The sequence below is a fragment of the Terriglobia bacterium genome (assembly GCA_035712365.1).
Lineage (GTDB): Bacteria > Acidobacteriota > Terriglobia > UBA7540 > UBA7540 > SCRD01.
Map to the genome: position 1 here is coordinate 76626 of DASTAW010000054.1, position 12803 is coordinate 89428.

At 56.7% G+C, this 12803-nt stretch carries 9 protein-coding genes; 7 read left to right on the forward strand and 2 right to left on the reverse strand.

Annotated features, from left to right (window positions below; translation table 11 throughout):
* Positions 1–316: 316 nt before the first annotated feature.
* Positions 317–1399, reverse strand: coding sequence for an urea transporter (locus tag VFQ24_17005; protein ID HET9180056.1), 1083 nt, complete (start codon positions 1397–1399; stop codon positions 317–319).
* Positions 1400–1649: 250 nt separating this feature from the next.
* Here VFQ24_17005 and VFQ24_17010 point away from each other — a divergent pair, with 250 nt between their 5' ends.
* Positions 1650–2933, forward strand: a complete 1284-nt coding sequence (locus VFQ24_17010; protein ID HET9180057.1) for a hypothetical protein — start codon at positions 1650–1652, stop codon at positions 2931–2933.
* A gap of 424 nt (positions 2934–3357) precedes the next feature.
* On the opposite strand, the gene VFQ24_17015 is transcribed toward VFQ24_17010, so the two are convergent.
* Positions 3358–3705 carry a TraR/DksA C4-type zinc finger protein gene (locus tag VFQ24_17015; protein ID HET9180058.1) on the reverse strand — a complete coding sequence of 116 codons (348 nt, stop codon included), beginning with the start codon at positions 3703–3705 and terminating at the stop codon, positions 3358–3360.
* Between the two features lie 210 nt (positions 3706–3915).
* On the opposite strand from VFQ24_17015, the gene VFQ24_17020 reads away from it, so the two are divergent.
* From VFQ24_17020 to VFQ24_17045, 6 genes are all read left to right on the forward strand, one after another.
* Positions 3916–4644 (forward strand): lactate utilization protein, encoded by a 729-nt coding sequence (locus VFQ24_17020; GenBank protein HET9180059.1) that lies wholly within the window; start codon positions 3916–3918, stop codon positions 4642–4644.
* 248 nt (positions 4645–4892) lie between these two features.
* The gene (locus VFQ24_17025; protein HET9180060.1) at positions 4893–5105 is read left to right on the forward strand and encodes a cold-shock protein; all 213 of its coding nucleotides are present in this window, start codon (positions 4893–4895) and stop codon (positions 5103–5105) included.
* 853 nt (positions 5106–5958) lie between these two features.
* Positions 5959–6564, forward strand: coding sequence for a hypothetical protein (locus VFQ24_17030; GenBank protein ID HET9180061.1), 606 nt, complete (start codon positions 5959–5961; stop codon positions 6562–6564).
* 3 nt (positions 6565–6567) lie between these two features.
* Positions 6568–7128, forward strand: coding sequence for a MauE/DoxX family redox-associated membrane protein (locus VFQ24_17035; GenBank protein HET9180062.1), 561 nt, complete (start codon positions 6568–6570; stop codon positions 7126–7128).
* A 1793-nt stretch (positions 7129–8921) separates the two neighbouring features.
* Complete coding sequence (locus tag VFQ24_17040) at positions 8922–10823, forward strand: glycosyltransferase family 4 protein (GenBank protein ID HET9180063.1); 1902 nt, start codon at positions 8922–8924, stop codon at positions 10821–10823.
* A 319-nt stretch (positions 10824–11142) separates the two neighbouring features.
* Positions 11143–12216, forward strand: coding sequence for an SIS domain-containing protein (locus VFQ24_17045; GenBank protein ID HET9180064.1), 1074 nt, complete (start codon positions 11143–11145; stop codon positions 12214–12216).
* The last annotated feature ends 587 nt before the right edge of the window (positions 12217–12803 follow it).

Consider the following 12803-nt stretch of genomic DNA (forward strand, 5'->3'; position numbering starts at 1 on the left):
AGGCACTTTACCGCAAAGACGGAGGCGTCACAACAGGTTAGAAAGAATGATTCAGAGTCTCGAAAGGTACGCCTTGTTGGCCACCCCGCCCCCGCTTACCGAAGGTTGCATAATCTAGTGACACGTTGTTTTTGTAGCGCCGCCGTCTGGGCGGCATTTATCGAGGCCAGTCCCGCTTGGCGTGACCGGCGCTACGCGAAAACGTCACTATATTTTGCAATCCTCAATAGACGCGAAGCGTAGGCGGATCGAAGAACGCCAATCCGAAAGGAAAGGATTTTCGCCCCGCGGAGAGTTTTGGAGGCTTGTGGCGGCTTTATCGCCGTGGAAGCTGGCCACTCGGTTGGGCGGAAAGCTGGGAGGAGGATTTGGCGTAACCACCGACTTGAAATTCATCGGTAGGGACGCGATTGGGCATTTCACGTAAAAGCCCTGGAAACTGACGGCCGGCTAACAGGAAGATCCATACGGCAAGCACGAATGGAAGCGTCAGCGCTGGCATACCGAGCGGCTTGAGCGCGGTCGATGTGGCTGCGAACACGATGGCTGACGCAATAGTTGCGAGCAGTATATAAAACGCGGAGGCTCCCTTATTCAGTTCGAACCCGAGGCTAACCATAGCGATCGCCGTTAGCACGCAGTTGAAGCCAAAAGCCCCGGAGCGAATTGCGGGTTCCGCGGCGCCCATGCCCCAGGCGACAAACAAGCCGGTCAAGGAACCCAGCAATGCGGCAAGGAACATCCGCCGTGAACTGACCAGCAGGCCGGCAAGGAAAAGCACGCCGGTGACCACGCTGTTTTGGAAAAAGACCTGTGCAACGCCCTTGAAAAGACCTTCCACAACAGTCGACGCGCTCACGACGCCCTCCACGATGGCGGTTGTGGGCAGTCCAGCAGTGGGTAGAACATGCGTTGAATGCAGCCGCCCAAAATGCGCACAGGCCAGTAGAAAACACAGCGCCGTCAGCACGAATGGGGCAGTAAGCACGGGGACACTCCACGTCTCCAGCAGTCCCGACATGGCGGCCGTAAGGACCGCTGCGGCAATCGCGGCAAAGACCACATAAGCCCAGGTCAGGGCGTCTGTCTGAAGAAAATAGGTAAGCGCAACTGCAACCAGGGCGCCGTTGAAACCGAACAATCCCTCGCGCACTTTCGAGGGCTCGACTTCGAGCAGCATTGCAGAAGCAGTGCTAACGGCGGTCCCCACGACGACCGCGAGACCGAACAATCTTGAGTTATAAAAGATGCCGGCCAGGAAAAATAATCCCGCGTAGCTGTTGTTCTGCAGCATGACCTGGCCGACGCCTCGCAATACCGAATCCAGAAAGCTCAGCAGGCTTTCTGTTGGCGTATTGCCATCGGCCACAAGGCCCGTGGATGACAGTCTCATTGCCATGGATGCCCTCGCGGATTGAACTTGAAGTCTACATCAACTCTGCTGTCACCGGGCAGACGCCCTGACAGAGTTGCCCGGACCTGCTTGGATGATACATTGGCCCTCTACTCCATCAGCAGCCCCTTTCTTCTGCGACGAGCGGAGCTGGCCCTCGCCGCTCTCGCCTACACCCGCGGCCGCTGCCAGGAACGGTACGGGTGCCTACTTGCTCAAAGCGGTACTATACTTTCAGTCGCGAGAGGAGATTCCTATGAATGATGCCATGCTTCATGTCAACGATGCCGCTTCCTTGGAAAACGCCATAAAGCAAAGAGTGTCCAGTATCGAAGTTGAAGGCCGGATCGCCGACCTCTCCAGCCTGAAACTGCCCTCAGGCGCCAATCTGCGTGGCGCTGGCCCGGGCGCGGAACTGCACTTCAAGTCGGGCCAGCCGGGACTGATGCTCAGCTCCAACCACCGCATTTCCAGTCTCCGGCTGGTGACCGATGAGGCCCAGATTGCCATTGGCCTCTCCGACGACACGGACGACCTTGGCACGATCGAGATCAGCGACCTGGACACCGTTGGCCGTTTCCATCTTGAGGCCAGCCAGGCAAGAAAGGGCCATCTCAAGCTGAACAACATTCATGTCGAACGAGCTGACGCGGCGATGGCGGCCCACCGTCCCTCCGGCTTCGGCGTGGAGGTGCTGCTCGGCGGAATCGCGGTCTACAACTTTTCGAAGGACAGGGCGAGTCGATGGACGTTTGAGGCCCGCAACCTCTCGGGCGGCAGTCAAGAACATCCGTTGCGAGGGAGCGGCGTGTTTATCTTCGGCGGCTGGTTCATCCCGGACGAAGCCGAACTGAGCAAGGTTCCCGCGCCCACCCAGGAAGGCGGCGCCATTGAAGTGACGCTACTTACCACAGGGGAGGTCCACGCGAAGGGCGGCATCCCGAAGGGCACGGCCAACCTGATTACCGGGGGTGTCTTCATCGGCTCCGGGGTGCATGCCCGCCGCGTCATCAACGAAGGCGCGACTACCACCTACGGGCCCAACGACATGGTGCTGGACAACTGGGGCAAGGTCGAATCCTGGCTGGCACAGGCGAAGGTGGCCTCCTACGGGGACAGCGGCATCGGTTTCGTCAACTTCGGCGACATTGACAATCTGACGGTTAAAGCCCCGATCGAAACTCACGGCCTGGGCGCACGCGGGTTTAACCTGTACGACGGTACGCTGAAGGAGGCGCATTTCCAGAGAATCACGACCTACGGCGACGGCGCCATCGCGGTGCAGCTCTCCAAGCCCTTCGGCACGATCACCGTGCAGGAGGAGTTACGCACCAAAGGAGGCGAGGGAGACAGCCTGGTGCGTGGCAGGCTCGTTTACCTCAAGGCGCATGCTCTGAGCCTCAAACAAGGCGCGAAGGGCGACGAGATCAAAGTGAACGGCCAGGCGGTCGCCGAGAACAAGGACATTCCTGATTACGACTTTGAGGTTAGCCCGAGTGTGATTGGCAGGATCAGCGTCGGTGGAAAACAGATTTCGTGACCTGATGGGGCGCCAGGTTGGCGTGATGATTACCAGCGGACGAACCCGATGTAATGCGCTGAGTTTCAGACAGCCAGCAGGATGCGGTCGGCGCTTCGCTGGCCTTCTCATCGAGGTCCACAATAGCTTCGAGATGTTCAGCAGCAAATGCCTCGCGTGGGACGCTCGCAGGCGCCGGCGCCAGGACCTCTAAGCTGGGCTGAACAGCCATTAGCCTTGCAGATCGACGAACAACGGCACGGCTCGGTCAACCGCCAGTTTGCCCGAAACCTTACTGCCCGAGCAGCCGGCTAGACTTCTGGTTCGAGAAGTTCAGTGGAAATGGTGATGCCTGCCGGGCAGAGCCGCCTCTGATGGCGCCCGGCAGACACACGTCTCCCTTCTTGCTCAAAAAGCAAGAATTAAGCCTTTGATAGCAAAGGGGTTAGTTTCTGATTCTTAGTTCTTCGCAGTTGAGGCAACATTCTGCCCAGGGAATCGCCTTCAGCCGGTTGGCAGAAATCTGTTCTCCACAGGACTGGCACTCGCCATAAGTGCCGCCCGCGACACGCTCAAGAGCGTAATCGATCTGCCTGAGCATACGACTGCGAACGCTTGCCGTTGTTACGTTGACGTCCTGCTCGACGCTACGGACGGCAAACTCCATTTCATCAGCCGATTGAACCGCCGAAAGAGCCTCTGGAGTGTTTCTGGAGCCGGTCAAAAGTTCCTGTCGCTTCTTCAGCAGCACCGCCCGATAAGCGCTTGTTCTTGTTTTCACTGTTGCTGACATTGTACAAACCTTCCTTATGGTTGTGTCGTTACTTCTATTCTCTTTCCCGACTTTCTGATGGTTTGGAAAGGTCGAAGGTTGCAAAAAATTTAGCATGAAATAAAAAAAATCGCAAGGGACCCACTGCGCACAGGCTCGAAGCCCAAATTTGGCGTGGTACAATCTCAGTCAGTCGGCCTTCAAATGGGGTCGCATGCAGGAGCATAACCAGTGTCAAGCCGCGACGAAATGCTAGGGACCGTCCGAAGCATCCTGAAAACAAAGGAGAAAGGCGCTCATGCGGCCGCTGAACCCATATTGCCGCCTCCCCTTGAAGGCGTGATGCCCCTGATTCCGCCCGCACAATTGGCGGAGCGGTTTGAATTAGAGCTGCAGGGCCTGGGTTGCAGCACGTACCGAGCTTCGACATCGGCGGAATTGGGGGATATATTGTGTTCAATTTTGGAGCAGACCAAGGTTGAAAGCGTGGTGCTGTCGCGAAATCCGCTCCTCAGCCGGTTGCAGATTGGGAAGATGCTGAACGGTCGCGGGATGCGGGTTGCCGCTTGGCCCACAAGCGCGGAAGCGCAACAAGAAGGCAGCTTTTTCCGTGATAAATGCTTCGCTGCGGGCGCAGGCATCACCGGCGTAGACTTCGCGCTGGCCGAGACTGGCAGCCTGGTCCTGACCAGCGCTACCGAAGGGAGCCAACTCGTTTCGCTTGCCCCCCCGGTGCACATTGCGCTGTATCGCCGCAGCCAACTGCGCGCCACGCTTGACGAAGTCCTCGAACATCTCCCGGTCTCGCGTGATCCTGGGCAGGCCAGCGCGGCGCGGTCGGTGGTTTTTATCTCGGGGACCAGCAGAACGGCCGACATCGAACAGATCCTTGTTCGCGGCGTGCACGGACCGCGGACGGTGCATGCCATCCTGGTGGAGGAATCCTGCCGGGAAGAATAGCCGGTGCGCCCCTTCCTGCTCCCGCAAGTCAGGCGGTTGCGCCAATCCCTCCCCGCATCTAAAGAAAAAAGAGTATTGTTAGTTCTATTACCTTATGGCAAAATGGGAACTGCGTTTGTCGCTCTTGTATCCCTTTCGAGTTGTACTCAAAGGCTGCGAGGGAAGATTGCGGCTGTTTGTGTCTATCAGCCACGGAAGTGAAGCACAGAACTGACGGCGCGAACTATCAACAAGGAGTAGAAGTAAACGTGAGTAACAATCGTGAGCAAGGAACCGTTAAGTGGTTCAACGCCAGCAAGGGGTATGGTTTCATCCAGCGGCAAGGTGGTGAGGACGTCTTTGTCCACTTTTCTGCGATCCAGGGAGACGGTTATCGTAGCCTTCAGGAAGGTGCGCCCGTCGAGTTCGAAGTCGTAAGGGGACCGAAGGGTCTCCAAGCGGCGAACGTGGTTCAACTGTAATACCCACCGGGGCCGGATAACCTCCGGCCCCAGCTTTCTTCCGTCATCCCACCCGGAACCTTTTCCACCTCCACCAGAGCCGTTGGCAAGCGCGTGGCTGGTCGCATGGGCGTTATCCGCCCCACTGGGAACAGTGTCATCTCCGTTTTCAGAAATTTGACGAGTGCGTGTGTAACCAAGCCAGCAATTGCTACGTCGATCACATCAACGCACGCACGCTGGGTTCCCTGAACACGGCAATTCGGTTCAGCCTCGGCTCGCGCTCTGCCTTTGGCTGGACCCCAATGGAGGCAGAAATGGATGCTCGAATCAGAGATCTGATCCGAAATTTAGAGTTGAATTGCGCCAACGCTCTGACTACCAGCCAGCAAGCCCAAACGATAGGCCTTAGCCGGTCCCGGTTTGAACACCTCTTTAAGGCGGAGACCGGAATGGCATTTAAGAAGTATCTCCAGCAGGCTCGTCTTGCAAAAGCTCAACACCTGCTTTGCGACCCTACCCTCCGGGTAAAGCAAATCGCTGCTCAGTGTGGCTATTCCTCGACCTCGAACTTTAGCCACGATTTTAAGAGGAGTTTGGGACTTACACCGTCCGGCTACCGACGCAGCACACGAGACTAACGTTTAGCACATTTCGCCAACATAATCGGGTTGACTGGGGCATCAACCAAGAATAAATTATGCCTAAAAGGTCCCCACGCCCACGCACTCCAGGGGCAGGTGACCAGTGAGAAATCAGACATGCCGCATCAGATTCAGAAAACCCCCAACGGCCGATTCGGGCGGAGGGAACCCTAAGGTGCAAATACTGTAGCGGAAGGGGCAGGGTGCAATTCGAAGGAGGTTTCCCTGAAATGAGTAAAAAAGATTCAACTAACAACCGCGAAACCCCAAGCGCAACGTCGATGGGGCGGCGACGCTTCATGGGATGGCTGGGAGCAGCCGCCGGTGGCATGGCGGCAATGGACCACGTAAGCTCGCGCACGATGGGAACGACCGCCATTCCTATACCTCATTACATTCCTGAGGGATATTCTCTCATCGGAGAATACATGGGAGACGACGACGGTTTCAGGACGGGGAAGTCCGAGATCAAATTTGCTTATTTGAGCCTGGAAGTGTTTAAGAAACGTATTTTCGGGCCGCTATTCGTATTTGTTTCACCCATGACGGACAATTTTTTTGGGGGGACAGAGGATGCCAAACCCGAAGTGATGGAACTCCGAATTGGAGAAGTGGCCGTGGAGGCCCGGTATTTTAACGGCTGCTGGAAGCCAACACCGAATGGGGAGAGGATCCTTGCAAACGGCAAGCGAGCTACCTGGGACACCAGCAATCTTAATAGCCTGGTTTTTCCCTTCGATGGATTCATGATCGGCATTCGCGGCGGCAAACAGGGAGAGGTGGGCCGGTCCGAACTCATCAAAATCGCGAGTTCATTTGGGCCTGTGGAGAGGTGAGGCATGCTCTCTGGCAACACGGGAAGTGCGGTCGTCCAAGTCACGCTGCTCGTCCGGTTTACCCTATCATGTGTCCTTCTCCTTGCTGCAGTCATGAAGTGGAGGCTGGGAGATGACTTTGCCTTCCTTCTGGGTGTCTTGGGGCAGGGCTGGTCCCGGCGGGCGCCCCTCGTCCGGATCGCCGTTATCGCCTCCGAACTGGTGCTTGGCTTCCTGCTATTTTCTGGCGTTTGGCTGGCGGCCGCCGGTACTGCCACTGCCGCCCTATTCGGAGCGTTTCTCATCGTGTTGGCGTGCGCTTTTAGGAGAGGTTATGTCGAGGATTGCGCGTGTTTCGGCGATATAAGTGGGAACCCGACAGGCATGTTTCACCTGATTCGGAATGGAATCCTTTTCCTCCTCGCCGTGTTCCTGGCGCTTGAGGCCCACCTGCGGCCGGTAGTCACAACTGAGTTTCGGGAAATTCCTATAGCTTTATATGTAGAAGCGGGCTTCTTGGTTGTTACGACATTTGCTTGTTACGCCCTCTTGAGTGAAGTTAGTGCGGCGGTGAAGCGCAGATGAGCCTGACATTGCCCAGCGGGAGGAGGCGTGGTTAGCTTCTACATTTCGTATATTGTACTGTGGGCCGTCGTGGGTGTCCTATTTGTGGCGGTGTTTCTACTCTACCGCCAATGCGGTGCGCTCCTGTTTCATGATTCGAGCGTTCGGTTCCAACAGGGTCCTGAGACGGACCATAAGATGGCTCCTGTTTACGCGCGTGACCTACATGGCCTTCCGGTCGAGTTGGGTGAGGGAAGCGGAAGGTTCCAATTTATCTTTTTCGCGAGTGCGAAGTGCCGCGTTTGCAAAGAGGCCATTCCGTCACTCCAAACATTCGCAGCAACCAACGAGACCGTGACCGAAACAGTAATGATTTGTCGCGGTCACGAAAATGATGTCATGAATCTTTCCAAGACACTAGTCCCGGCCCTGAAGGTTGTCCACGATTCGAAGGGGACGATCGGCAGACGTTTGCGAATAGGTACAACGCCTTTCGCTTTGTTGGTCGACTGTGGCGGGGTTGTTCGCGGAAAAGGCGCGCCGGTCTCAGACAGGGAATTTGCCTGGTTTGCGGACAGAATCCAGGGAACTGCGATGCAGGGAGTGGATATCGGCATACATATACCCAGGAGGTCAAATCATGCTGGCTGACAAAATGTTCCGTCGGGCGGCTACAGATGCGTATCTGATTCTGGATCCCGAGAAGTTTCCCAGACTGCGCGCTGTTACGCGTCGAACCTTTAGTTTCTTAGTATTGGCCGCGTTCTCCTTACCTGCGGCGTTACGCGGAGACAACTGTGGAGGTGACGACGACTGCATATTGGACGAATGCTCCGGTTGCTGCGAGGGGGCCCAGTGCGTAAGCAGTTGCACGCCCCTTTTTGGGGGCTGCTTCGGCGGATCAAACTGTTGGACGACTTGGAACTACGTTACGTGCTGCGATTGCAAGGATCTGTCAACTGGCTACCCGTGTGGCTGTAGCGAGCATGGAAATATCCCGGTACCGTGAGGGCTGACTCTCGGCACGGTCCAGAAATGTTGAACAGGATAATGCTGGAAATCATCGCGGCAAGGTCATGGATAATCCCGATCCTTATAGCCGCCGTCTGCGGCTTCATCAGTCTCTCGTCTCCTTGAGGCCGTAACTCGGTCTATGTGACCAGTCCGTCGGTCGACGGGCTTACTTGCTGTTCTACCAGGCACCTTGCCAAGCTGCGTGCCTTCGCGGCAGGGTCCATTACAGGCGGGACGTCGGCGGGCATCGGTTGTTTCCTGATCGGGGCGTTAGGCGCGCACTTTTTTGTTAACTTCCGGCTTGTTTTGCAGACCGCGCTCGTTCTCCTGTCGATCTTCTACGGCTGTGGCGCGGCGCTGAGCAAGACTTGGTGGGTCCCGTCACGGAGATGGCAAGTGCCTCAGGCGTGGGGACTTTTAGGGACCCCTCGCTTCGACTTTCTTTTCGGGTTTACCTTAGGGGTGGGAGTTCTGACACTAACGCCCTACATTGAGACTTACCTGCTTCTTTTGCTGTGTGCGACCTTTGAGAGCTTGCCCTGCGCGATCCTTACGATGGCAACCTTCGGGGCCGCCAGATTTCTTCCTCTCCTCCTCGTTCGAAACTATCAGGGATCGGACCTATTCGGCTTGGCAGGCGCGGTTGGATGGCTGAATCGCGCTAGGGCACCGCTGCTATTTGCCCTCGCTGCGGTCATATCGCTATCTCTGGCCCAGCCGCTTTTGTTGGCGTTGAGGTGACAAGAGGCGCTTGCCTTGCCAACCATTAACTCAGCACCTTTCCCCCAAGGAGCCGTGCCGTGACCGAGACGAGCCTCGACGGCCTGTTACCCGTTCTTTGCCTTCCGCCAATGTCACAATCCCTTGACGTACGACCTTGGTTCGCCAGAATTGAAAATATTACCCTGGTCGAATGGTTCGCTGGCTGGTTTGCTGGCGCTTTTCCGAGTAACGAATTACACGTCCTAACCCACTCGCTGGATGATTTCCATAAGCTTAAAGAAATGCTCGATGGGAAGCCATGCTCAGTTTTCCATTCGGACCATAAAGCGGCTCTTTTCGCATTTGACGAAATCGCCAGCCAGCGAAGAGCTGCACACGCTACCTTCTTCGAGCTCGGATTGGCGCTTGCGCCACGCGACATTCTAAAAAGGGCGTACTCCCATCATCTGAAATTTCACAACGGCTCCACCCGTATCACGGGCTTCCCGCCGCACACTACGCCGGTAATATACGCAAGGTCGGAGTTAAACCGCTTGGCCCGTCGGGAGTCTTTAGACTTCATCGGACCGCCAATCGGATTTGTGAGCCGCGTAAGGCGACTCGCAGCCCTGCGTGACGTGAGGACCACCCTCGTAAGGGAGTGGACGCCGATGGATGCAGCCATCGAGTACGGGGTAGACCGCAACCTGGTCCCTTCACGAGTAGAATTCACGGACCCGGCGGACACGCAGATACTATGCGACGTGCTCACCAGCATTGATTCTTCGCGTGTCGAAGATCCCGATTTCCAAGGCTTTCGCCTCTGGAACCAGATGACCCGCGACAGCAAGAGGAGGACGAGCCGGAACCTGCCAAGCTGCTTTCCTTTCCCGAATGCGTCCGGTTCGAAGATTAGGGTATTGTATGTGTCCAATTGTTCCGCACTTTCCGGACCGGAACAAAACATGCATGAACTCGTCAGCCATTTAGATCGTGAACGTTTTGAGCCCGTCGCCTTTGTGGCCTTGGATGGCGTATTGACGAGAAAACTTCGCGGGTGCGGTGTTGAAGTCGTTTCCCCAAGGGACGACTTTTCGGTTGCGACCGTCGAAAACTTCGAGCGCTGTCTTGCGGTCGTACGGATGGTTAAGCCAGAAATCGTGCACCTGAACGGACCCGTCGGTGTACCCTTTCTTACTGCTGCTATAGCGGCTGGAACGCGCATAGTTCAGCACCTCAGAGTTCCTGACGTATGGGCACTTGAAGACCACCTAACAGCGGCCAATGCCATTGTGGCCGTGTCCAACTTTGTTCGCAATGAGGCGATACGCTACGGCATTTCTGAGGAACGAATCGCGGTCATCTACAACGGAGTGGACCCTAAGAAGCTCGATGCCAGAAATTACAGCCGAGCCGAGGCTCGCGACCGACTGAGCTTGCCCCGCGAGTGTAAGGTCGTCGCAATGGTAGCGCGGTTTGATCCCAACAAGAGACAGGACTTGCTGATCGAGGCTGCAAATCTGCTTCGGGCCGAAATGCCTGAACTACGGGTAGTCCTTGTGGGTGAAGCTTTTGATAGCGGGCTGTACTTTGAAAGCCTGAGACGAAAATTAGATCGCTACGGGCTTAACGAGGTCGTCACCTGTACCGGCTTTATCGACGACATTGCATCGGTTTATTCTGCTTGCGACGTACTCGTATTTTGCTCCAAGCGGGAGGCATTGGGAAATTGCATCTTGGAGGCCATGTCTATGGAGCGTCCAGTCATCGTAACTGACAACGGCGGATCTCCAGAGATAGTGCGTGACGGAGTGACCGGCTACGTTTTACGCACAGCCGACCCCTCTACCTTGAGTTCAGCGATCAAGTACGCGTTGTCAAACCCTGATTTAATGAACCGCATAGGCGCCGCGGCCCGTCGAGAGATCGAGGAGCATTTCTCCATCGAAAAAACCAGCCTTCAAATTGCGCATTTGTACGAAGAGCTGTTGAAAGAGTGACGACACAGGGATTGGGCGCGGCCTCGACAGCCTTTCTCTTGCGGTCCTCCTGCCCGGGCGCACCGGCGACGTGCCCAGACGCCGCGACGCTTGCTGCCAGCATCCACCAATCGATTGCTTTTCAATCTGCTGGCCGGAGTGCTAGAATCGGCGGGTAAGCGCAGAAGGCTGTGAAGAGGGGCGAATGGCCTGGCTGGCCGCGCCAGGTGGTGCGCGCCTCAGCACGCGGAGTTTATCCTGAGCCCCTTCACTTCGTTCAGGGCCGTTCGCAAGCGGAGGGCGAACGGGCTCAGCAAATCCAAAGCAAGAGCCGACAAACATGACTCCTTTGATGGAAGAAATCCTGCAGCAGCCGGACGCGCTTTCGTGCGTTCGCAAATATTATGCCAGCCCCGGCGCCATTCCCATGAGCATGCGGAAGAAGCTCGGGATTTCGCGCGAGACGCTGGTGGTCTTTACGGGCATGGGCTCTTCGCTTCACGCCGCGTACCCGGCACAGGCCTGGCTGACGGCGATGGGATATCGCGCGATTGTCTGGGAGGCGGCTGAGCTGTTGCATCATCATCTGAAGGTGCTGAGCCCCGACACGCTGCTGGTGGTCGTATCGCAATCGGGCGAGACGGTGGAAGTGACCCGGCTGCTTGAGGTCCTTCCAAAAAAGATGAACGTTATCGCCGTCACCAACGTGGAGGGCAGCCACCTGGCCCGGGCAGGCAAGCTGCTGCTGCCCATGATGGCCGGCGTCCAGGAGGCCGTGAGCACCAAGACCTACACGTGCGCCGTGGCTGTCCTGATGTATCTGGCCTTCGCCATCGCCGGGGAACTCAACCGGCCCTTGAGTCAGGCGCTGCTGCACGCTGTGGACGCGCAGGAAAAAATCCTGGAGCGCCGCGACGACCTGATGCTGCCCACGCTCGAGTTCTTCAACCATCCACCCTACGTAGCTCTGCTTTCCAGGGGCGCGGACATGGCATCGGCCTACCAGGGTTCCCTGATGTTGAAGGAAGTCGCCCGCCTCGCCGCCGAGCCGATCACTGCGGCCCAATTCCGCCACGGCCCGATTGAGATTGTCCACCCGTCGCACTGCTACATCATTTTCGCCCGGCACACAGACCCCGGCGCGGCGACGCCGCGCACCCGAAAACCCGCCACCTTGCTGCTGAAGCTCGCCGATGACATCCGTTCCCACAAAGGGCGGGTACTGCTGATTTCTGACCGCGTTGTTGATAACGTCAACAACATGCGGCTGATCCACGTCGATCCCATCCGGCTGGGTCTCGGGACCCTGGTGGACATTGTCCTCATTCAGCTTTTGGCCCACGATGTCGCCTTGCGCGCCGGCTTCGAGCCCGGCAAATTCTGGATTGCCGAAGGCGTCACCCGCCGCGAATAGACCTGGCCGCATGATGCATGGCGTTTCGCAGTGCCCGTGATTTCGGGAAATGGCATCTTTCCAGCCAGCATGGGTTCGACTGAATCCAACGCTTGCGGGCGGAAGGTCATTCGGGAGGTTGAGAGGCTAGCTCGGCTTGGGTCTGCTCTCGGAGGCATGGTCCGGTTCGTTTTTGGACCGTTTTTTACGCTGTGCTTTGTTTTCAATGAGATCGGTAGCTTCGTTTCCGGTTCGTTTCCGGTTCGTTTTTGGCTATCCGTGTAGTCTTTCCCTTTGTTTTCAATAGCTTCTCCGGTTTGTTTTTCAAAATAACACCTTTTTCTGTCCCATTTGTGCCAAAAAGCCAGCAAACTAGCCTTTCCACCCCGGCTGGGTCGTGCTGATTAACGGCTGCCATTTTGCCTGGCGTGCCGGTCCTCGCGTGCAACGGTAAGACTACCATACTAGGCCAGATTTGTCAAGGCAAAATCGCACGCGTGTCGCTGCAAAGTGAGAAGTTCCGGTATGAGCAAAGTAGAAAGTTCCGCTTTAGGTGGTAGAAGCTTGGGGGATGAGAAAAGAGGAACTGAGGTTGAGTCAGCGGGACC